The sequence below is a fragment of the Mycobacterium sp. genome (assembly GCF_032161845.1).
Lineage (GTDB): Bacteria > Actinomycetota > Actinomycetes > Mycobacteriales > Mycobacteriaceae > Mycobacterium.
In genome coordinates this window covers 1-19,547 of record NZ_JAVRQA010000152.1, presented here as the reverse complement: position 1 = coordinate 19,547, position 19,547 = coordinate 1, and the positions used below count along the sequence as shown (strand labels likewise).

Sequence of the window (19,547 nt, the reverse complement as noted above, 5' to 3'; positions counted from 1 at the left end):
TTCTCTCGCCGTTGACCGGACTTCGCACCTGTAGTCACCAACGGAGCTGTTGACACGCCGCCGAGGATCGAGGGGTAGCGACCGCCGGTTTTGCGGTACAACCACGGGTCTACGCGAGGGCCTAAATGGTGCCCCCAGAACTGTCCAGGGCGGGCACGCCCGAAAGCCTCTAGCGCCGTATACCAGCGGCTGTGTTTCTTGTACGGATCGACATAGTGCAGCGGCATGACCGGAAGCTACTTCGACCGTGACTGTCAGACAGTCATTTCGACCATTTCACCGGCGGCCTCGGCAACCGCTCACTGCCGTCGCGCAGTGACAAGCCAGGCACGCGAGTCGAAGTACACGCCGTCGCCGGTGTCGTGGGCGTCGAGGGTGGCGCGTAGCCGCGTGCGTGCCTGCTCTGCCGCCACCGCGTCGAGGGTGGCGAGCTGGTCTTCGAACTTCAGCAGGCGGAGCACGGCATCGCAGGCGGTGGCGCCGTCCGGGCCGTAGTAGACGGGTTCGTGCACGTCGGTGAAGCTGACTTCCGCGAAGCCGGCCGCCGTCAGAATGCCTTCCGTGACGGCGGGATCGGCGAGTGAGAAGGCGTTCGGACCGCTGGGCGCGGCCGTGGTGCCGGGCAGGGTCTGCCGGATCGCGGTGGCCCATTCGTTGCGGTCGCGCTCTTGCCAGACCAGCAGCACCATGCGCGCCTCGGGACGAAGCGCGCGCCCGATGTTGGTGAAGGCGGCGACGGGGTCGGCGAAGAACATCGTGCCGAACCTGCTGAGGCAGAGGTCGAAATGCGTCGGCGCGAAGGGGTGAACCTGAGCGTCCGCCTCCTGGAAGGTGCTGTTGGACAGTCCCTCGTCGGCGCTGAGCTGACGGGCCCGCTCCAGCATTGGCGCGGAGACGTCGACGCCGAGCACACTTCCGGCGACGGCAACGCGGGCCGCCTCCCGCGTGGACTGCCCTGTGCCGCAACCGATGTCGAGCACATGGTCACCGGGTCCGACGCGGGCAGCGGCGCGAAGGAGTTCGTTGTGCAGGCGCAATTCGGCGTCGTAGTCGAACATCTCGGACATCAGGCCGGCCCGTCTCGTAGGACGCCCCGGACCTGATCCAGCGATACCGTTTCCGGCGCGAATTCCGCCAGCCACCAGGTGGCACCCGCCTTGGCGTAGGGCGCCGTATCCACTCCAGGCGGGAGGCCGACGGCGACGTCGTACCGGGTCGTCTCTCGTTGCCGCAGATCGTCGATGGCCGCGACGATGTCGGCCAGCTCGTCTGGGTGTTCGAGGTTGACCGGGACGAAACCGTCGTACCGCGCCGCGCGGCGCAGCGGTTTGACGCGGCCCGCCGAACCCGCCACCCACACCGGCACGCCGGGGCGTTGAACCGGTCGAGGAAGGAACGAGATGCCGTCGACGGTGTAGTGCTGGCTGTGATGGTGCACCGGTCTACCGGACCATGCGGCAGCGAGAATCTCCAGCGATTCGTCGAGCATCTGACCCCGCAGCCGATCGTCGAGTTCCTCGCCGGTCGCGCACAACTCGTCGGCGAAGCGGTCGCTGCCGAGACCGACGCCGAGGGTCAGGCGACCGCCGCTGAGTCTGTCCAACGTCGCGGTTTCCCTGGCGACCTTCGCCGGTCGTCGGCGGGCAAGGGGGGTGACCATCGGGCCGAACCGAAGGCGTTCGGTGGCGGTGGCGATCGCGGCCAGCGTGATCCACGGGTCGGCCACCCGCTGGACGGGCGCCCGCCAGCGCACGTGGTCCCACACGAACACGCCGTCCCAGCCGGCCTCCTCCGCCTCGGCGGCCAACCGCGCGACCACCGCCGGTTCGGCGAGATCGTCGAAGATCGGCAGCCAGAGCGCCGACCGCAAACGCGTCTCGACCAGTGACTCGCCGTTGGGAAGGTTGGGCATGAAGGCCACGCTAGGCGAACTTGAACATCTACAAAAGCGATGGTTTTCGATTGAATCAATCGGGCTGGCCAATGAAAATCGGCTATCGTCGCCCTCATGTCCGATGTTGAACTGCGGCATCTCACCGCGATGGCCGCCGTCGCCGACGAGGGCTCGTTCGGGCGGGCCGCCGCCCGGCTCGGTTACACCCAGTCGACGGTCAGTCAGCAGATCGCGGCCTTGGAGAAAGCCGTCGGCGGTGCCGTGTTCGACCGGCCTGGCGGGCCGAAACCGGTGCGGATCACCCCGCTCGGCGCCGTGGTGCTGACCCACGGTCGCGCCCTGCTGGCCAGCGCCGAGGCCATGGCAGCGGCCGTCGACCGGTTCAAGGCAGGCGACGGCCGCGTCGACATCGGCACCTTCCAGAGCGTGTCCAACGTGATCCTGCCGCTGGTCGTGAGCAGGCTTCGCGATGAGCACCCCGGCTGCGACATCCGGCTGTTCGAGGATGAGACCGACCAGCCAGAGCTCCACGACCTCGACCTGATGTTCTTCGACGGCCGCGGCGATCGCGACGTCGAACACCTCAAACTGCTCGACGATCCCTACCTGCTGGTGGCACTCCGCGGCGCCTTCCCCGAGGGCGCGGTGCGCCTGGCCCAGCTCGACGGTGCGCCGATGGTGGCGCATCCACCGATCTGCGACCAGGCCAGGGTCGAACAGGCACTCGCCCGGCACGGCGTGCAGCCGCGGATCGTGTTCCGCACCGCGGGCAACGAAACAGTGCTGTCGATGGTGCGCGCCGGCCTGGGTTCGGCGATACTGCCGCAACTCGCCATCCAGAGTGCCGACCTCGGCTCCGATGATTTGCTGTGCACCCACGAGCTTCGGCCCATACTTCCGCCGCGGGAGATCTTCCTGCTGTGGCAGGCAAACCGCACCCACTCCCCGCTAGCGGCACGCGCCATCGAAATCGCCGTCGACGTCACGGGCCACCTCGCCAAGCCCGCGTGACGGCGACCGCCGCCCGACCAGGAAGTTTGCTGTTTCCGTTGCCCTTCGTGCTCCTCGGGCTACGCTGGACCCGAATGGCGCCGTCGGGGGACGCGCGCCAGTTCCGATCGGGGAGGATGGGCTGGCGGTAAGTGTCCGGACAATCGACGCAGTGGCAAGGCGCTGCGCGTCTGCTACGACGGGCCGGTTTCGGCGCTAGCGGACCGCAGATCGACGCCGTGGCCAAGCAGGACTGGTCGGTGTATCTCGATACCGTGCTCGGCCTCGACCCCGACGCCGATCCTGGCGCCGTAGCCACCCCACGTCCGATCCCGGTCACACCGCCGACCGGTGGCTCGTCCGCCGCCGAATTGAAGGCGCTCGGAGCGGAACTCACCCAGCAGATGCACGATCTCACCGCGTGGTGGCTACAACGGATGGTGGCCGTCCAAGAGCCGATTCACGAGAAACTGACCCTGGTGTGGCACGACCACTTCGCGACGTCAGCGCAGAAGGTTCCGTTCGCCGTGTGGATGAGTGCGCAGAACCAGACGTTGCGCACCCTCAAGCTCGGCGACTTCCGCACCCTGGCCTTCGCGATGCTGAGCGATGCCGCGATGTTGTACTGGCTCGACGGCTTCAGCAACGACTCGAACAGTGCGAATGAGAATCTCTCGCGGGAGTTCATGGAACTGTTCGCCCTCGGGCATGGGAACGGTTACTCCGAGATGGACGTGCGGGAGGGCGCCCGGGCACTCACCGGATGGGGCATCGGACCCGACGGGGAGACCCAGGTGAAATGGGAGCGGCACGACTCGAACGTCAAGACGATCCTTGGCTACACAGGCGATCTCGACCACAATTCCTTCTGCGACGTGGTTCTCAGTCAGCCCTTGTCCGCGCCATTCATCGCTACGAGATTGTGGCGGCAACTGGCGTCCGACAGTCCGCCGTCGCCGGCGGTGCTCGACCGACTGGTCGGTGCGTACGGCCCTGGCCGGGACCTCAAGGCATTGACGAAGGCGATCCTGTTGGATCCGGAGTTCGCGACGAGCACGGGCACCATCGTGACGGCACCCATTGAATGGATGGTTGGCGTGATTCGTTCGCTCAAGGTGTCCATCGATGACTCCGTGTTGCGCGAGGCGGTGCTGGTGGCGCTCGCCATGATGGCGCAGCGTCCGTTCTTTCCACCCAACGTGAATGGTTGGCCGCGTGGTCAGGCGTGGCTGTCGACGACGAGCACCGCGGCGCGAGTGTGGGCGGCCAACAAGTTCGTCACAGTCGGTGACCTGTCGACCGTCGAGGACGCCGCCAAGGGCGACCGCATCGACGCCGTCGGCTACCTGATCGGCGTCGGCTCGTGGACCGATCGGACTGCCGCTGCACTCAAGGACCTCGTCGACGATCCCAAGCGAATCGTTGCGGCTGCGGTCAACACCCCCGAATACCTTACGGCATAGGGGGTTTCGCACAATGGCAGAGTTCAACCGTCGAAAGCTACTGATCGCCGGCGGCATCGGGACCGCGGGGCTGCTGTCAGGGGCCGTCGCACTCACCCTTCCCGACATGCTCGACGCCGCGCGCGATCGACCATTGCCCGACGGGAGCGGGATTCTGGTCATCCTCACCCTCTACGGCGGCAACGACGGCATCAACACCGTCATCCCCCACACCGACAACGCCTACCACGATGCCCGGCCCGAACTGGCCTACCAGCCAGAGGACGTCCTGCCGCTCGACGGGCAACTCGGCCTGAATCCTGCGCTGACGGGCCTGTCCGAAATGTGGAAGGACCGTAGCCTGGCCATCGTGCGGGGAGTGGGCTACCCGAATCCCGATCGAAGCCACTTCCGGTCGATGGACATTTGGCAGACGGCCTCACCGAAGGAGCCGGTGCCGTCCGGCTGGATTGGTCGCTGGCTCGACGTCAGCGGCGACGACCCCTTGCGTGCGGTGAACCTCGGCGGCGCGATGCCGCTCATGTCGATCGGCGAGAAGCAGGTCGCATCGGCGATGTCCGGGTGGTTCCCTGGCATCCCGGACGCGACCATGTCGACCCTCACCGCGCTGAGCGGCGACGATCCCCGCGACACCGCCGAGATGTCCGCGATCCGCCGGACCTACCGAGCGAGCAAGATCACCGAGCCCGAGTTCGGCAGAGTACTCAGGGGCCTCGACGCGGCCACGGCCGCCAAGGACGCGGACGCGGATTCCCTTGAGGCTCAGCTTGACCTGGTCTCCCGGTGCGTCAAGGCCGCGGTGCCCACCCGGGTCTACATGGTGAGTTTCGGTGGCTTCGACACCCACGCCGACGAGCGCGGCACTCACCAGGATCTACTCCAGATCGTCGACAAGGCCGTCACCGCCTTCCTGCGCGACGTCCAAACAGGCGAGCATGGCAAGAACCTCGTCGTCATGATCTATTCGGAGTTCGGACGCCGCGTCAGAGCCAACTCCGCACAGGGCACCGACCACGGCGCCGCCGGACCCACCTTCATCGCGGGCACACCCGTGAAGGGTGGCTTCTACGGCGACGAACCGAGCCTCACCGACCTCAACGACGGAGACCTCAAGTCCACGACCGACTTCCGCGACATCTACCACGAGCTGTTGAGCGGTGTCCTGAAGACCGACCCCACCCCGTCGGTCGGTCCGGGCCGCCGCAATGTCGGGTTCCTCTGAGCCGCAGCCCGTTACGCGAACTCCTTGGCCACGTCGGCGACTCTGCGCAGTTGCTCGATGTCCGAGCTCGTCGGAATGAGGTGAATCTCGTCGGTGCCGATGGCTTCGAACCCGCGCAGCACGTCGAGCAGCTCGCCTTCGGCACCCGCCCACCCCGTCGTCGGTGCCATCGCGTCGACGTATTCGGCGGGGATCCAGTTCATGTAGCGACGCAAGTGGCGATGCACCTGGGCGCGCGGCTCGTCGCCGTCGCCGATGGCGAACCAGAAGGACGTGGCCAGATGGGGCTTCGGCCTGCCGGCCTCGCGCCACGCGACTCGGGCGACATCGAACAGCTCGTTCTGCTTGGCGACGTCGAGGTCGAGCGTGGTCCCCGCCATCCCGTCGGCCCACGCCGCGGCGCTTCGAACCGTCTTGGGGCCGATGGTCCCGACCATCAGCGAGGGGCCACCCGGCTGCACCGGCTGAGGTCCCACGGGAAGCACTGACTCGGTCACCTTCTCCCCCGCCCATACTCGCTTCATGATGGCGACGCGCTCCGCCATCGCGCGCATCGTCTGGGTCGACACGTCGGCGCCGACCGCGTCGTAGTCCTCCTTGCGGCCACCGACACCGATGCCGACCGTCAGGCGTCCGCCGCTGAGCATGTCGCCAGTGGCGAGGCCCTTGGCGAGCATCACCGGGTCGTGCAGCTGCGGGACGATCACCGTCGTCACCAACCGAACCCGGTCGGTCCACGCGGAGAGCGCGCCGAGCAGCGTCAAGGAGTCGGGATTGCCGAAGGCGATGCGCTCACCCCAGCACAGCGAGCTGAACGGGCCGTCGTCGACGACGCGCGCCCACGCCTTCAGCACGGTGGCGTCGAGGTCGGGTTCCATCACCGGCAGGGTCATTCCAATGCGCACGACCGGATTCTGGCATGCGGGTGCGCGCCGCATCAGGCCATCGGCACACCTGGCAGCATGGGGCCATGGCAATCAGCGCGAACGCAGTGGCCCACGTCCGACTCACGGTCACCGACATTGGCCGGTCCCGCGAGTTCTACGAATCCGTGTTCGGCTGGCCCGTCCTGCTCGAAGTGCCCGATGACGCCGACGACGCGACCCGCGAGCAGTTGAGCTTTCTGTTCGGCGGCGTCATCTACGACATCGGCGAGGCGTTGATCGGACTGCGGCCCGTCGCCGACGACAGTTTCGACGAGGATCGGGTTGGACTGGATCACCTGTGTCTCAAGGTGGCGAGCAAGTCTGAATTGGACGCGGCATCAGCACATCTCGACAGTCTCGGCGTCGCACACGAACCGGTGAAGGACATTGGCCACGGCTACATCCTCGAGTTCCGGGACCCCGACTTCATCGCCTTGGAGCTGATGGCTCCGAAGTAGTCCGCCCAACGAGGCCCGCCACCTTCAGAAGCTCAGGACGGCGCAGCACCATGCCGACCCACATCAGCACGCCGAGATAGACGGCGAACAGGATGCTGCTGAACAGCGGCGCCTCGACCCGCATGTTGGCCGTCACGGCGCCGCCGAGATACGCCGTGATCCCAAGTGCCCCGAGCACCGCGGTGCGCGGGATCGCATACACCACGACGCAGACTGCGAGCACGATGCCCATGACGAGCGCCTGGCCCGCGGGAAAGCCGAGCGCTGCCGTGCCCTCCTTCACCTGCGGCACGCCGGCAAGCTTGCCTGCGACGTCGAAGACCAGGAAGGCCCCGACCAGCACGCTGATCACGACGCCGACCTTCCCGCCAAGCCGACCGCGGCGGATCGTTGGGGCCGATGGGTTCAATTCGCTGGCTTCGACGTTCATGGCACGCTCCTCGGGTCGGAATTGTTCTGGTACCGGGACAGACACCTCGCGGCCCAAAAACTCATCGCCCGCCACTCCTCAGCCGGATGGGGGGGTTATCCCCCACCTACGTCTCGGGAAAACGCCATACCGGCAGTGGACACGACTCCCTAGGTTGAAGGCATGGTTTCAATGACCCTCGATGAAGCGCCCCTCGATGAACCGCTGCCCCGCCAGGACGACTCCGTCCGGATACGCCGGATCGGGGTGGTGCCTTCCGCCTCGATGTTGACCGGAGCGGCCATCGGCATGGTGTGGTTCTGGATTCCGCTGACGATCCTGATCGTCGGCATCTCCTCGATCCCCTCGGTCATCGGATTCATCCTGTCCGCCGTCGTGTTCGTCTACCTGATGCGCGGCGTCGAGTGGGTGGAACGCATCCGCAGTGAGGCCGTCTTCGGCTTCGGAATCCCGGTACCGCCACGAAAGATGTCTCCGTACACCGGTTTCCAGCGCTGGTCGCATCAATTGTGGCTCGACGTCAGCAGCGCCCGGTTCTGGAAGGCCGCCGCCCACCACTACCTGCGCCTGACCTACGACATCCTCGCGACCGGCATTGCGTTCGCGCTCATCGTATTTGCCTTCGCCGGCCCCGCCGTCGCAATGGCGATCCAACGGAGCGACGCCGAGGCCGGCCTGTGGTTCGTCTCGCCGCCGCTGGCGTGGCTCTTGGCGCTGGTCGCGGTCGTCGCCACCGTCGCCATCGTGATCTTCGCCCCTGCGCTCGATGCATCCATCGACCGTTGGCTTCTCCCGCCATCGGCGACGGCTGCCCTTCAGCACGAGGTCAGCGCACTGACCGATGCGCGCCAGGGCGCCGTGTCCTCGGCGCAGACCGAGCGGCACCGCATCGAGCGCGACCTACACGACAGCGTGCAACCGCGACTGGTCTCACTGGCCATGACGATCGGCCTGGCGCAAACCAAGCTCGACACCGACCTGCCGCAAGCCAAGAAGCTCATCGGTGAGGCGCACGACGACGCCAAGAGCGCACTGGTCGAACTGCGCAACGTCGTGCGGGGCATCGCGCCGACCATCCTGGCCGACCGCGGCCTCGATGCCGCCCTTTCCTCGGTGGTGCAGCGCATCGACACGTCCGGCGTGCCAACGTCATTGAACGTCTACCTGCCACGACGACTTCCCGACGAGGTCGAGTCGGTCGCGTACTTCGTCGTCGCCGAGGCGCTGACCAACGTGGCCAAACACGCGCGAGCCTCCCAAGCCGTCGTCACGGTCCGGTTCGACGAGGCCGCCGAGGCGCTGCACGTCTCGGTGTTCGACGATGGCGTTGGCGGCGCGACCGTCAACGCGGACGACGACGCCACGGGTTTGCGTGGCCTCGGGGAACGCGTGCGGGCGGCGCGGGGCACCTTCGAGGTGTCCAGCCCAGGGACGGGCTCCACCATCGTGACAGCGGTGCTGCCATGCGCATCGTGATCGCCGAAGACTCGGCGCTCCTGCGGGCAGGCATCGAGCGCATCCTGACCGATGCTGGGCATGACGTGGTGGCCGGCGTGTCCGATGCCACCGACCTGCTGCGCATCGTCAACGAGCTCCGGCCGGACCTGGCAATCCTCGACGTCCGAATGCCACCGACGTTCACCGACGAGGGCATTCGCGCCGCAGCGCTACTGCGCAGCCAGAACCCCGAGTCGCCGGTGCTCGTCCTCTCGCACTACGTCGAGGAGCGCTACGCCGTCGACCTGATCACCTCGGACAACAAGGGATTCGGCTACTTACTCAAGGACCGGGTGGCCGATGTGCCGTCATTCCTGGACACGGTCCAGGTCGTCGGCGACGGTGGCACCGTGCTCGACCCGGAAGTGGTCTCGCAGATCCTCGTCCGATCTCGGCAGCGGGCCACCCTCGACGCACTCACCCCTCGCGAGCTCGAAGTGCTCCAGCTGATGGCTGAGGGACGGGCGAACTCCGCCATCGCGGGCGCACTCCACGTCTCCGTCGGATCCGCCGAGAAACACATCGCGTCGATCTTCACCAAATTGAACCTGACCCCCGATGAGAGCGAGAACCGCCGCGTCCTCGCCGTCCTTCGATACCTCGAATCCTGAACCGCGAAAGGGTTTTCGTCATGACCACCATCGCTCCCCCACCAGCCCCGCCGACCGCCGCTCCCCCGCCGCTCTCCCCGGGCGGTCGCACCGCGCTGCGGGCCGTCCTCGTCATCGCCGCGTCGGCGTTGGTGCTCGGCTGCATCGTCACACTCGGCGTGTCGGCATTGGGTATCACCTCGCTGCGCGTGAACAATGACCGCAAGGACCTGCCGCAGGGCATGCGATCGCTGGTGATCGACGCCTCCGACGTGACGGTCCACGTGACGTCCGATCCGAAGGCCACCACGCCACGCGTCGACCTGCGCACGCTGACCTCGACGCGAGGCGTTCAGCAGCGTCTGGAGATCACCACCGTCGCGGGCGAGACGCGAATCCACGTCACCCCCGATTCCGGTGACTTCATGGACTTTTCGCAGGCCGGCGACGTCACCGTCACCCTGCCACCGAAGTTGGCGACGGCCTTGTCCCTCACCACCCAACAGGAGGACGGCACCTTGATGGTCGACGCCGACCTCGATCGGTTGGTCGCGGACAGTACCGACGGCGACATCGTGCTGAACGGCGCCGCACACGTCGTCGAGGTCACCACGCGTGACGGCAACGTCGCCTCACGAAAGCCGCTATCGGTCACCGAGTCCTTCGTCGCGCAATCCGTGGACGGCAACGTCGCCGTGGCGTTCGCCGCGGCTCCCCCACGCAAGATCGAGGCAACGACCCGCGACGGCGACGTCGCAATCACGCTTCCGCCGACGGGGCCGTACCTCGTTAGGGCGCAGTCCGACAACGCCACCTCGATTCGGGTGCCCGAGACCACCGATCCGGCGCGGGCCGTCTCCGAGGTGACGGTGCGATCCACCGACGGCAACGTCGCGGTCGACACCGGCCGACATTGGTGACGCCGCCCCTTTGATCACTTCTGCGCAGTCAGGCCATGTTGGAAGAACGTGGTCAACGTGTCGAAGGGAATGAGGTTGACGCGATCGTAGAGGTCCACGTGACCGGCACCGGGCACGATCACCAATTGCTTGGGTTCGGCGGCGAGCTGGTAGGCCGCTTCGCTGAATTCGCGGGAATGGGCTTGGTCGCCGGTGATGAAGAGCATGGGACGCGGGGAGATCGTCTCGATGTCTTCCAACGGGTAGAAGTTCATGAATCGCGCGTTGCTGCTCAACGTTGGATGCGTGGTCGTATCGGGGCTGTGCCCTCGGGCCGTGCGGTAGAAGTCGTAGAACTCGCGTTCGATCGGCGTCGACTGATCATTGATCTCTTCGGGTGTTCCGCTGGTGTATTCGGTTTCTCCTCCGGCGAATTCGACATCACGCTGCCGAGCGGCCTGAGCGAGGGCGTTTTGGCGCTGTTCGGGAGTGAGCGAATGGCGCAAGCCGTTGCGGTTGACGCCGCCCATGTCGTACATGCTCACCGTGGCGACGGCCTTGATGCGCGGGTCGATCTTGGCGGCGCTGATGACGAAGCTTCCGCTGCCACAGATGCCGAGTGCACCGATCCGTTCGGTGTCGACGAACGATTGGGTTCGCAGGTAATCCACGGCGGCACTGAAGTCTTCGGTGTAGATCTCGGGTGCCACCAGGTTGCGCGGCTGACCGTCGCTCTCGCCCCAGAACGACAGGTCCAGCGACATGGTGACGAACCCTTGTTCGGCCAACTTCGTGGCATAGAGGTTGGCGCTTTGCTCCTTGACCGCTCCCATCGGATGCCCGACGACCATTGCCGCATTCTTGACATTGCGGTCCAGGTCGTTGGGGACGAACAGATTGCCGGTCACGTTCATCTGGTACTGGTTCTTGAAAGTGACCTTCTGAACGGTCACACGGTCGCTGGTGTAGAAGTTGTCCGCTCCGTTGGACGTATCCCCCGCCGCCAGGCTCGTCACCGGCTGAGCCGGCGACGGTGCCGTAGTCGCTGTATTGCGTTCGGACGGAACGCATCCGGCCACCAGAATGCCGAGCGCAGCGGCGCCACCGGCCAGCTTGATCAAGCCACGGCGGCTGTGGTGCCGTCCCGCGGCTCGCATACCCGCCGGATCGGCGGCATCAATGATCGGGTTCATGGTTGATCTCCCTACATGGTTGTTGGCGAGAATGTTTCGGCTTCGTTGGGGACTGGAACTAACGGCTCATCCCTTGCCCCCGTCGCGAGGAGTTTCGGGCTCGCGCCGATGCGCGTATGCCAGTGCCGCGAGCGGTATTAGCGTCAGCGCGGCAACGGACGTGCCGACGATGGGCGGCCCGAGCTCGCGAACGGAAGATTCAAGGGCACGGCCGGCGATCCAGGATCCGACGGCGGTGCCGAGGTTGAACGCCGAGGTGCTCAGCGCCGACGCAAGGGTCGGCGCTCGTTTGGCGAAGCGAACCGCCAGGGCGATGAGGATGGGGTTGACGGTCATGGAGGTAAGCCCCAGCAGAGCGACGAGGAGGACCGTCGGCCACGTCCGGTCAGACACCAGGCAGACGGCGAGCAGGATGGCTGCGGTTCCGGCCGCTGCGATCAACGTGCTGGCATACGGACGGGTGTCGCCGAGATGGCCGCCCAGGAAGGATCCAATCAACGCGCCGATTCCGAATCCCACCAACGCCAGCGGCACTAGGTTGGCGGGCACACCGGACCGATTCGTCAACAGCGGCGCGATGTAGCTGTAGGTGGCCAGCGTGCCGCCCATGATCATGGTGGCCGAGAGCAGCACCAGCCACAGTTGCCGTGAACGCAGGCTGACGAACTCCGAGCGCACCGAGGGCCGGGCTCGATTGGGGTCGTCACGGGGCACGTACCGCACGATGAGGGCTGCGGCCACCGCTGCGAGACCGGCCAGCACCCAGAATGGGCCGCGCCATCCGATCAGCTGACCGGCGAAGGCGCCGAGCGGAACACCGATGACGTTGGCGAGCATGCCGCCGCCGAGGACGACGCCGAGGGCGCGTGAACTAGCGTCGGGCCCGGCAGCGCGCGACGCCACGACAGCGGCGACGGCCCAGAACGCGCCGGTGGCCAGTGCGGTGAGAAATCGCGCGGCCAGCAGCAGTCCGAATCCCGAGCCCAGCGCGACGATGACATGACCAACGGCGAACACAAACAACGCCAGGGTCAATGTCGTTCGCCGGGGTAGTCGCAACGTCAGGATCGCCATGCCCGGTGTTCCCACGATCATGCCGATCGCGAAGACGGTGATGAGCAGGCCGGCGCGTGCCGGTGTGACGTCGAGGTCGTTGGCGATCTCGGGCAACAGCCCTGCAACCAGGAACTCCGTGGTTCCCATCAGGAAGGTCCCGATGGCCAGGACGTAGGTCACGAACGGCAGACGTGTCGACGCTGGCGGAGACATCGTCGCCGAGCGGAACGTCGCCGGGTGTCTCGTCGTGGTGTCCATGCCTTCGAGGGAACACCGCCATCGACCGGGCTGGGAGTTCCTGACGAAGGGTGTATCGATAGTGCATCCCACGGGGAGGAAAGCCCTCGTACCGTGGTTGACATGGACAATCGTGCCGAGGTTCGCGAGTTTCTGATGACTCGCAGAGCCAAGATCACCCCGCAACAAGCGGGCGTGCCCGAGTTCGGAAACCGTCGGGTACCTGGACTGCGCCGCGGCGAGGTGGCGTCGCTGGCCGGCGTCAGCATCGAGTACTACAGCAAGCTCGAACGCGGCGCTCTGGCCGGAGTTTCGGCGTCGATCCTCGATGCGATTGCCCGGGCCCTGCAACTCGACGATGCCGAACGGGCTCATCTGTTCCACCTCGCCCACGCAGCCGACGGCACCAGCGCCGGCATGCGCCCGCGACGGCGGCCGACGAAACGCTGGGAACCGCGGGCCAGCTTGCAGTGGGCTCTCGACAAGTTCACGGCCCCAGCCATCGTGCGCAACGGGCGGATGGACTTGCTCGCGGTCAACCATCTTGGCAGAGGCATGCATTCGTCGCTGTACGACAGCGATCCAAGCCGGCCGCCGAACTTCGCCCGCTACACCTTCCTCCACGAGGATTCGCGCGGCTTCTACCCGCACTGGGACGAGGCCGCCGACATTTGCGTTGCCATTTTGCGCACCGAGGCCGGCCGCGACCCTCACGACAACCTGCTACAGGATCTCGTCGGCGAACTGTCCACCCGCAGTGATGACTTCCGCCGCCGATGGGGAGCTCATGACGTCCGCTACCACGGCGCAGGGGCGAAGACGTTTCACCACGAGGTCGTCGGCGACCTCGAGCTTTCCTACGAAAGCATGGACATGCTCTCCGATCCGGGGCTGACACTGACCCTGTACGTGGCCGAACCCGCCTCCCCGACCGCCCACGCCCTTGACCTGCTGGCCTCGTGGACTGCGAACCAAATACCGGAAGTGGTCGTCGTTGACCAACCACCGCGCCTCACCTGATCACCAAACACGGTGGGAACCGTCATCCGTGGACTGTCAGCACGCCAGATCGACGTACACGGTCTTCGCCAGGACGGTCTCGGTGGGCGCGGAACCACCACGCGAGTCGACGGTGGAGTAGGTCTGACGCGGTTGAACCGAGGTGATGGAACACGCCGAAAGCGGCGCTGCCCCAGTCCTGTTCAGGATGACGTGGTAGCCGGCGGCCTCCAGCGTGTGCACCGTGTCCTCGACGTGCGACGGCCCACTTGGCGCGGCGTTGGCGACACTGACGAACCCGAGCGCGGCCGCGGTCAGCGCCCCGGCGGCCAATATCGGAATGAAGTACTCATTCATGACGCGGATCTCCCTCTTTCCTTGGGAGCCACTGCGGCCCCGGTTATTTCGACACCAATGACGCTATGGATTCGTCGGGGGACTTCCCATGGCGTTTCCCGGAGACCTTCGTGGGGGATAACCCCCCACCCGGGTAATGTCGATCGGAGGGGAGCGATTACACCAGCGAGGCCATGATGTCGGCCACGGATCCCGACGTCGCCTTCTGAAAGCCGGTGCCCGCCCAGATGTTCACGGCATGGGGATCGCCGGCCCGGACCGAGGCCGCCCGAACGGGACTCGTCAGATAGTGAATCTCGGGGTACCCCAACGGAGCCTGCGCGTCGTGGTCGTCGATGAAGCGGTTGCGCAGGCCGCGCGCGTAGCGACCCGAGAAGCATCGGGTGACGACCGTCTCGGTGAACTGAGGATCACGCAGCGCTGCGCGGTGCACCGGGCTGCTTCCCGCCTCGTCCGCCAGCAGCCAGGCGGTGCCCAGCTGTGCTGCCACCGCTCCCGACACCAACACGTCGGCGACGTCGGCGGCCGTCATCAAGCCGCCCGCCGCGATCACTGGGACGTCGAGTGCGATCGTCGTCGTGCGCAGCAACTGGTCCAGCGGTTGTGTCGGCGGCAGCGCCGCGGGATCGAGTGTGCCGCGGTGTCCACCGGCCGCTGGTCCCTGCACGGCGACGGCGTCGACGCCACGCGCGACGGCCTTCTCCGCTTCGGCCAGGGTGGTCACCGTGGCGACCGTCGTGATGCCCGCCTCGCTGAGGCGGGCACAGTCGGCCGCCTCTGGCAGACCGAACGTGAACGACACCACCTCCGGCTTGAGGTCCATCACCACGTCGAGCTTCGCCGACCAGTGGTCGTCATCGAAACGCGCCTCCCCGAGGCGGACACCGTAGTGCTCCGACTCGCCGCCAAGCGCCTGCGCGTACCGCTGGATGGCCTCGGGCCGAGCCGCGCTCGACTGCACGACGAAGAGGTTCACCCCGAGTGGACCCGTCGTCAGGCTGCGTGCCGCGGTGATGCGTTCGGCGAAGACGTCGGCGGTCAGGTATCCGGCGGCAAGGAAGCCGAGCCCCCCTGCGTTGGATCCCGCCGCGGCGAGCTCGGGTGTCGTCGGCCCTCCGGCCATCGGCGCGACGATCACGGGTTTGTCGAGCGAGCGAATGTCGAAACTCATCTCTACATCCTGCAATGATGCGCCCGGTGTGCCAACGGTGGTTCACTGGATTGACATGGGCATCAGTTTCAACCACACCATCGTCGCTGCCAAGAACCGCGCGGAGTCGGCGAACTACTTCACTGAACTCTTCGGCCTCCCGCCCGCAAGGGAGTTCGGCCCCTTCCTCGCCGTCACGCTCGAGCATGGCGCCAGCCTCGACTTCGCCGAGGCGCCTCCCGATCAGGAGATCCACCCGCAGCACTACGCCTTCCTGGTCGACGAGGCCGATTTCGACGCCATCTACGGCCGCATACTGGAACGCGGGCAACAGCATTGGGCCGATCCGCGAGGCGAAGGCGTCAACGCGATCAATCACCACGACGGCGGTCGAGGCGTGTACTTTCAGGATCCGGCCGGCCACTACCTCGAGATCATCACCCGCCCGTACGGCTCCGGCGGCTGAGTACCCGCTCCGACAACGTCGGAAGGCCGTCACCGCTGAGAGCGGCTAACGCGCTCGGCCGGTTGCCAAGCACGGACACCAGGTCCGCGGCCCGGCCTTCGACGACGGGCCCGGCGCCGTGCGTCCAATGGACGTCGGTGGCAACCAGCAGCAGCCCACGACTGTTGCGGAACGCGGGCACGAACGGATTGGGCACCGACACCTGCGTCGTCAGCACGTCGACGAGCGCATCGTCGGCGATGGTGGGCTGGCGGTCAACCGCCAGCAGGATGTCGAGTTCGTGGGTGACGTGGTCGCCGAGCAGCAGCCGGCGGGGAAAGTACCGACCGATGCCCACCGGGCGTTCGATGAACTCCGCGAAATCGGCCAGCAGTTCGGCGGGTGTGCGCGAGGACGCGTTGACGCATGCCAGCGCGGTGTTGGCCCGGTTGAACGCGCCGCGGTGGCGACCCATCTCGGCGGCGAAGGCACCGACGGCGCAGCTGTAGCCGACCACGAGGTGGGCGAGCACCTCTTGGTTCGTCCAGTCGGTGCAAAGACTCTGCGCCGACCACTCCTCGGGACGCAGCGTCGCGGCGACCGTTAGGAAGCGAAGGTCGTTGGACCGCAACCGTTCACGCGTCGACATCGAGGTGCTCCACGAAGAATGCAGTCTGATCGGCGAGCACCCGGTGCAGCAGCGGCGGGTGGTAGATCGTGAAGTGGTCGGAATCGTAGTGCCTCGCGAGGCCGCGCGGCGCTCGTTTCGCGGCCAGTGCCGCATACCTCGGATCCATCAAATTCTCGCGGTCACACACGCAGACCAACAACGGCGCGCTGATGCGTCGGGCGTCTCGAAGCGCCGACGTGGTGATCATGGCGACCGCGTCGGCCGCTGCGATGCGGTTGTCGAACGTTCCTCCCGGCGGCACGGTGGAGTTCCACCCGTCCAGTGCGCCGGGCGCCGTCACCATCGCGACGCTTCCCCGGCGTCCCACGATCGGTACGTAGCGACGGCCGCGTCGGAGCAACCCACGCACCGCGTCCTCGACGATCGCAGGCGTCAGCTTCAACGGACCTCGGATCCCCAGGCTGCGCGCCGCGCCTGGCCCGTGCACGATCGGGCACTGGACGACCGCGGCAGCGACGTCGGACCGTCCAGCCGCCGCGCGGAGCACGTTCATGGCGCCGAGGCTGGTGCCCCACAGACCGACGCGGCTCGGATCGACGTCCGTGTGCGTCGCCAGGTAGGACAGCGCAGCGACGACGTCCGCGCGTTGCCGTGCCATCGAAATGCGTTGCCGCGGTTGCCCGTCGGATTCTCCGGTGTGTCGGTAGTCGAACGCGAGCGTGGCGATGCCTGCAGCGGCGAAGTGTTGCTCATACTGCGCCAGCATCATGTCGTGGGTGGCGCCGAGGCCGTGCACCAACACGACCGCGGGATGCGTTCCTGAGCCAGGCGGCAGGGTCAGCCACGCAGCGCACCGCGTTCCCCCGGACTGGAGGTCGACGCGCTCGGTCGGTATCGCCGCGACGTCGTCGCCTGTCATGTGGCCTCCTCGATAAGTACGGTGTACGTGTTGTTTCTAGAGTGCAACAGGTACGGTGTACGTGTCAAGGGTTGACGCTGTCGGTGGAGGGTCAGGTGATGGTGCGAGCACGGTTCACCAGGGACGAAATCGCCTCGGCTGCACTGCGAATCGTTGACGAGTCCGGCCTGAGCGCGCTCAGCATGCGGTCCTTGGCCAGCGCGCTCGGCACTGGCCCCATGACCATGTACAACTACGTGACGGGCAAGGAAGGCCTCGAGGAACTCGTCGTCGCCGCGGTCGTCGCCGAGGTGTCAGTGCCTGCGCCGGGCCGAGATTGGCGCCAGGACGTCCACGCCGTCGCCACCGAGATGTGGCGCGGCGTGCGCGCCCACCCCGCCGCCATCCCCCTGGTGCTGACCCGCCGGATGTCGTCGGCGACCGGCTTCGCGATCGTCGACGCCCTCATCGTCGCGCTCGGGCGCGCCGAGCTGGCCGACCGCGATCGGCTCGCCGCCTTCCACGCCGTCTTCGCTCTGGTGATCGGGTCGGCTCAGGCCGAGCTCGCCGGGCCACTGACCGGTGACGCCTCGGAGGCGGCCGCGAAGATCGGCGCGGTGGCCGGCGCCGACTTCCCCCACGTCGAACGACTGTCCAAGGTGGCGATGGCCACGACGGTCGAGGACGATTTCGACCGGGGCCTGCGGATGCTGCTGGCGGGAATCGCGGCGGCCTGCCGGTAGCTTGGGCGCGCGCGCTCGCGGGAGAATACGGGGGCAGCGTTAGCCGTGGCCGCGCTCCTCCTCCTGGCCCACATAGTCACCAGCGAGAGCGGCGACGTGACCTGGGAGGTCGCCCGTCGCGACGTCGGCAAGGCTGGTCTCCTCCAGCACCGACCGCATGCTGGCGCGCAGCGCCCGCCAGACGTCGGTCAGCGCGACCGTCGGGCCTGAGTACGGAAGGTCACCGAGTCCGATGTCGCGGACGCTGGCCAGCGGGCCGTCGATGCAGCGCAGCACGTCGGCAATGCTGATCTCGGCGGCGGGCCTGGCCAGCGTGTAACCGCCGTCTCTGCCGCGGTGGCTGCGGACCAGTCGGTCGGTGCGCAGGTCGGAGAGAATGTCGACCAGAAACTGCGGCGGGATGCCCTGGGCCTTGGCCAGATCATCGGTCTTGACGAGCGCGCCATCGGCGACCGTGGCCAGTTGCACCATGGCCCGGACGGCATACTCCGCCTTGGCCGACATCCGCATGAAGCGAATCATGCCACCGACCTAGCTGCGAACTCGGCATCACCGATTTCCCGGGTCGCTTCGCTCCTGCCCTCCGGATGGTCCACGATCAATACATGACTACCCGCGTCACCTGCTGCCAGATCCCCTTGGCGATCGGTGACACCACTGGCAATCAAGCCACCGCGAGGACCGCGATCGAGGAGGCGGCCCGCGACGGCGCGCAGATCGTCGTGCTGCCGGAACTCGCCTCCTCGGGCTATGTGTTCGCCGACCGCGCCGAACTCGAATCGCTCGCCGAGACCCGCGACGGGCCCGCTATCACCGATTGGGCCAACCTTGCGGAGGCGTTCGACCTGACCATCGTCGCCGGGTTCCCCGAGGCCGCGGGCGACAAGGTCTACAACAGCGCAGCCGTCGTCGACGAGACTGGACTGCGCGGTGTCTACCGCAAGGCACACCTGTGGGACACCGAGAACGCCGTGTTCGACCGAGCCGACGACCTGCCACTGTTGGTCGACACCGCCCACGGTCGCCTCGGCGTGATGGTCTGCTACGACATCGAATTCCCCGAGTGGGTGCGCGCGGTGGCACTGCAGGGCGCCGATCTGTTGTGCGCGCCCGTGAACTGGCCGCTGCTCCCCCGACCCGACGGCGAACGCCCGACCGAACAGGTGCGCGCCCTGGCGGGGGCAGGCATGAACCGGATGCCGATCGCGGTCTGCGACCGAACCGGGGTCGAACGCGGTCAGGACTGGGTCGGCGGCAGCGTGATCACCGACGCCGACGGCTACCCGATGGCGATCGCCGACTACCGCACGGCGGGCCGCATCACCGCCGACATCGATCTGGCCGAATCGCGGATCAAACGGTTCAACGAGAACAACGACGTCCACGGCGACCGGCGCACGGACCTCTACCGCCGCGCTGGGTTACTCGACTGAGCGCTCGATCATCGCCCGTATCGAGTCGGGCACCGC

The 19,547-nt window shown here is 66.9% G+C and carries 22 protein-coding genes; 11 read left to right on the top strand and 11 right to left on the bottom strand.

Features of this window, described 5'->3' with window-relative positions; all coding sequences use genetic code 11:
* Window positions 1-299 precede the first annotated feature (299 nt).
* Together QOD90_RS09105 and QOD90_RS09100 are read right to left on the bottom strand one after the other, a co-directional pair.
* Entirely contained in the window at window positions 300-1,067 is a 768-nt protein-coding gene (locus tag QOD90_RS09105; RefSeq protein WP_526348820.1) for a class I SAM-dependent methyltransferase, read from the bottom strand.
* Window positions 1,067-1,912 carry an LLM class flavin-dependent oxidoreductase gene (locus tag QOD90_RS09100; protein ID WP_526348818.1) on the bottom strand — a complete coding sequence of 282 codons (846 nt, stop codon included), beginning with the start codon at window positions 1,910-1,912 and terminating at the stop codon, window positions 1,067-1,069. The genes QOD90_RS09105 and QOD90_RS09100 overlap by 1 nt, the downstream gene beginning before the upstream one ends.
* A 96-nt stretch (window positions 1,913-2,008) precedes the next feature.
* Between QOD90_RS09100 and QOD90_RS09095 the strand changes: the two genes are divergently transcribed.
* From QOD90_RS09095 to QOD90_RS09085, 3 genes are all read left to right on the top strand, one after another.
* Entirely contained in the window at window positions 2,009-2,905 is an 897-nt protein-coding gene (locus QOD90_RS09095; RefSeq protein WP_526348816.1) for a LysR family transcriptional regulator, read from the top strand.
* A 131-nt stretch (window positions 2,906-3,036) separates the two neighbouring features.
* Window positions 3,037-4,347: a DUF1800 domain-containing protein gene (locus tag QOD90_RS09090; RefSeq protein ID WP_526348814.1), complete on the top strand. Its 1,311-nt coding sequence runs from the start codon at window positions 3,037-3,039 to the stop codon at window positions 4,345-4,347.
* A 13-nt stretch (window positions 4,348-4,360) separates the two neighbouring features.
* The gene (locus tag QOD90_RS09085) at window positions 4,361-5,569 is read left to right on the top strand and encodes a DUF1501 domain-containing protein (protein WP_526348812.1); all 1,209 of its coding nucleotides are present in this window, start codon (window positions 4,361-4,363) and stop codon (window positions 5,567-5,569) included.
* A gap of 11 nt (window positions 5,570-5,580) precedes the next feature.
* Here QOD90_RS09085 and QOD90_RS09080 read toward each other — a convergent pair whose 3' ends face one another.
* A complete protein-coding gene (locus tag QOD90_RS09080) occupies window positions 5,581-6,462 on the bottom strand; it encodes an LLM class flavin-dependent oxidoreductase (RefSeq protein WP_526348826.1) in 882 nt (293 codons plus the stop codon).
* A gap of 77 nt (window positions 6,463-6,539) precedes the next feature.
* Between QOD90_RS09080 and QOD90_RS09075 the strand changes: the two genes are divergently transcribed.
* A complete protein-coding gene (locus tag QOD90_RS09075; protein ID WP_526348810.1) occupies window positions 6,540-6,953 on the top strand; it encodes a VOC family protein in 414 nt (137 codons plus the stop codon).
* Here QOD90_RS09075 and QOD90_RS09070 read toward each other — a convergent pair.
* On the bottom strand, window positions 6,922-7,383 hold the full coding sequence (locus QOD90_RS09070) for a DoxX family protein (RefSeq protein ID WP_526348808.1): 462 nt from the start codon (window positions 7,381-7,383) through the stop codon (window positions 6,922-6,924). The two genes, QOD90_RS09075 and QOD90_RS09070, sit on opposite strands and share 32 nt — an antisense overlap.
* A gap of 162 nt (window positions 7,384-7,545) precedes the next feature.
* Between QOD90_RS09070 and QOD90_RS09065 the strand changes: the two genes are divergently transcribed.
* From QOD90_RS09065 to QOD90_RS09055, 3 genes are read left to right on the top strand one after another with little or no spacing between them, the layout of a single operon-like run.
* On the top strand, window positions 7,546-8,859 hold the full coding sequence (locus tag QOD90_RS09065) for a sensor histidine kinase (RefSeq protein ID WP_526348806.1): 1,314 nt from the start codon (window positions 7,546-7,548) through the stop codon (window positions 8,857-8,859).
* Window positions 8,847-9,491, top strand: coding sequence for a response regulator transcription factor (locus tag QOD90_RS09060; RefSeq protein WP_526348804.1), 645 nt, complete (start codon window positions 8,847-8,849; stop codon window positions 9,489-9,491). Before QOD90_RS09065 ends, QOD90_RS09060 begins: the two co-directional genes overlap by 13 nt.
* A 20-nt stretch (window positions 9,492-9,511) precedes the next feature.
* The gene (locus QOD90_RS09055) at window positions 9,512-10,390 is read left to right on the top strand and encodes a DUF4097 family beta strand repeat-containing protein (protein WP_526348802.1); all 879 of its coding nucleotides are present in this window, start codon (window positions 9,512-9,514) and stop codon (window positions 10,388-10,390) included.
* Between the two features lie 14 nt (window positions 10,391-10,404).
* Here the strand turns inward: QOD90_RS09055 and QOD90_RS09050 are convergent, their stop codons facing one another.
* Window positions 10,405-11,562, bottom strand: coding sequence for an alpha/beta hydrolase (locus QOD90_RS09050; protein ID WP_526348800.1), 1,158 nt, complete (start codon window positions 11,560-11,562; stop codon window positions 10,405-10,407).
* A 66-nt stretch (window positions 11,563-11,628) separates the two neighbouring features.
* Window positions 11,629-12,876: an MFS transporter gene (locus QOD90_RS09045; RefSeq protein ID WP_526348798.1), complete on the bottom strand. Its 1,248-nt coding sequence runs from the start codon at window positions 12,874-12,876 to the stop codon at window positions 11,629-11,631.
* Window positions 12,877-12,978: 102 nt separating this feature from the next.
* On the opposite strand from QOD90_RS09045, the gene QOD90_RS09040 reads away from it, so the two are divergent.
* Entirely contained in the window at window positions 12,979-13,875 is an 897-nt protein-coding gene (locus tag QOD90_RS09040; RefSeq protein ID WP_526348796.1) for a helix-turn-helix domain-containing protein, read from the top strand.
* Between the two features lie 36 nt (window positions 13,876-13,911).
* On the opposite strand, the gene QOD90_RS09035 is transcribed toward QOD90_RS09040, so the two are convergent.
* Both QOD90_RS09035 and QOD90_RS09030 read right to left on the bottom strand, forming a co-directional pair.
* Complete coding sequence (locus QOD90_RS09035; RefSeq protein WP_526348794.1) at window positions 13,912-14,211, bottom strand: hypothetical protein; 300 nt, start codon at window positions 14,209-14,211, stop codon at window positions 13,912-13,914.
* Between the two features lie 157 nt (window positions 14,212-14,368).
* A complete protein-coding gene (locus QOD90_RS09030) occupies window positions 14,369-15,382 on the bottom strand; it encodes a nitronate monooxygenase (RefSeq protein WP_526348792.1) in 1,014 nt (337 codons plus the stop codon).
* Between the two features lie 55 nt (window positions 15,383-15,437).
* On the opposite strand from QOD90_RS09030, the gene QOD90_RS09025 reads away from it, so the two are divergent.
* Window positions 15,438-15,827 carry a VOC family protein gene (locus QOD90_RS09025; protein WP_526348790.1) on the top strand — a complete coding sequence of 130 codons (390 nt, stop codon included), beginning with the start codon at window positions 15,438-15,440 and terminating at the stop codon, window positions 15,825-15,827.
* Here the strand turns inward: QOD90_RS09025 and QOD90_RS09020 are convergent.
* Complete coding sequence (locus tag QOD90_RS09020) at window positions 15,799-16,455, bottom strand: maleylpyruvate isomerase family mycothiol-dependent enzyme (RefSeq protein WP_526348788.1); 657 nt, start codon at window positions 16,453-16,455, stop codon at window positions 15,799-15,801. The genes QOD90_RS09025 and QOD90_RS09020 overlap by 29 nt on opposite strands.
* Window positions 16,442-17,356, bottom strand: a complete 915-nt coding sequence (locus QOD90_RS09015) for an alpha/beta hydrolase (RefSeq protein ID WP_526348786.1) — start codon at window positions 17,354-17,356, stop codon at window positions 16,442-16,444. The genes QOD90_RS09020 and QOD90_RS09015 overlap by 14 nt, the downstream gene beginning before the upstream one ends.
* 101 nt (window positions 17,357-17,457) lie before the next feature.
* On the opposite strand from QOD90_RS09015, the gene QOD90_RS09010 reads away from it, so the two are divergent.
* A complete protein-coding gene (locus tag QOD90_RS09010) occupies window positions 17,458-18,078 on the top strand; it encodes a TetR/AcrR family transcriptional regulator (protein WP_526348824.1) in 621 nt (206 codons plus the stop codon).
* A 39-nt stretch (window positions 18,079-18,117) separates the two neighbouring features.
* Here the strand turns inward: QOD90_RS09010 and QOD90_RS09005 are convergent, their stop codons facing one another.
* The gene (locus tag QOD90_RS09005; protein WP_526348822.1) at window positions 18,118-18,588 is read right to left on the bottom strand and encodes an Rrf2 family transcriptional regulator; all 471 of its coding nucleotides are present in this window, start codon (window positions 18,586-18,588) and stop codon (window positions 18,118-18,120) included.
* Window positions 18,589-18,683: 95 nt separating this feature from the next.
* Here QOD90_RS09005 and QOD90_RS09000 point away from each other — a divergent pair, with 95 nt between their 5' ends.
* Window positions 18,684-19,511: a nitrilase-related carbon-nitrogen hydrolase gene (locus tag QOD90_RS09000; RefSeq protein WP_526348784.1), complete on the top strand. Its 828-nt coding sequence runs from the start codon at window positions 18,684-18,686 to the stop codon at window positions 19,509-19,511.
* Window positions 19,512-19,547 lie beyond the last annotated feature (36 nt).

Bases quoted from the DNA above. Each gene is read 5' to 3' on its own strand.
- QOD90_RS09105 (WP_526348820.1), bottom strand. From the start codon at position 1,067: ATGTCCGAGATGTTCGACTACGACGCCGAATTGCGCCTGCACAACGAA.
- QOD90_RS09100 (WP_526348818.1), bottom strand. From the start codon at position 1,912: ATGCCCAACCTTCCCAACGGCGAGTCACTGGTCGAGACGCGTTTGCGG.
- QOD90_RS09095 (WP_526348816.1), top strand. From the start codon at position 2,009: ATGTCCGATGTTGAACTGCGGCATCTCACCGCGATGGCCGCCGTCGCC.
- QOD90_RS09085 (WP_526348812.1), top strand. From the start codon at position 4,361: ATGGCAGAGTTCAACCGTCGAAAGCTACTGATCGCCGGCGGCATCGGG.
- QOD90_RS09080 (WP_526348826.1), bottom strand. From the start codon at position 6,462: ATGACCCTGCCGGTGATGGAACCCGACCTCGACGCCACCGTGCTGAAG.
- QOD90_RS09075 (WP_526348810.1), top strand. From the start codon at position 6,540: ATGGCAATCAGCGCGAACGCAGTGGCCCACGTCCGACTCACGGTCACC.
- QOD90_RS09070 (WP_526348808.1), bottom strand. From the start codon at position 7,383: ATGAACGTCGAAGCCAGCGAATTGAACCCATCGGCCCCAACGATCCGC.
- QOD90_RS09065 (WP_526348806.1), top strand. From the start codon at position 7,546: ATGGTTTCAATGACCCTCGATGAAGCGCCCCTCGATGAACCGCTGCCC.
- QOD90_RS09060 (WP_526348804.1), top strand. From the start codon at position 8,847: ATGCGCATCGTGATCGCCGAAGACTCGGCGCTCCTGCGGGCAGGCATC.
- QOD90_RS09055 (WP_526348802.1), top strand. From the start codon at position 9,512: ATGACCACCATCGCTCCCCCACCAGCCCCGCCGACCGCCGCTCCCCCG.
- QOD90_RS09050 (WP_526348800.1), bottom strand. From the start codon at position 11,562: ATGAACCCGATCATTGATGCCGCCGATCCGGCGGGTATGCGAGCCGCG.
- QOD90_RS09045 (WP_526348798.1), bottom strand. From the start codon at position 12,876: ATGGACACCACGACGAGACACCCGGCGACGTTCCGCTCGGCGACGATG.
- QOD90_RS09040 (WP_526348796.1), top strand. From the start codon at position 12,979: ATGGACAATCGTGCCGAGGTTCGCGAGTTTCTGATGACTCGCAGAGCC.
- QOD90_RS09035 (WP_526348794.1), bottom strand. From the start codon at position 14,211: ATGAATGAGTACTTCATTCCGATATTGGCCGCCGGGGCGCTGACCGCG.
- QOD90_RS09030 (WP_526348792.1), bottom strand. From the start codon at position 15,382: ATGAGTTTCGACATTCGCTCGCTCGACAAACCCGTGATCGTCGCGCCG.
- QOD90_RS09025 (WP_526348790.1), top strand. From the start codon at position 15,438: ATGGGCATCAGTTTCAACCACACCATCGTCGCTGCCAAGAACCGCGCG.
- QOD90_RS09020 (WP_526348788.1), bottom strand. From the start codon at position 16,455: ATGTCGACGCGTGAACGGTTGCGGTCCAACGACCTTCGCTTCCTAACG.
- QOD90_RS09015 (WP_526348786.1), bottom strand. From the start codon at position 17,356: ATGACAGGCGACGACGTCGCGGCGATACCGACCGAGCGCGTCGACCTC.
- QOD90_RS09005 (WP_526348822.1), bottom strand. From the start codon at position 18,588: ATGCGGATGTCGGCCAAGGCGGAGTATGCCGTCCGGGCCATGGTGCAA.
- QOD90_RS09000 (WP_526348784.1), top strand. From the start codon at position 18,684: ATGACTACCCGCGTCACCTGCTGCCAGATCCCCTTGGCGATCGGTGAC.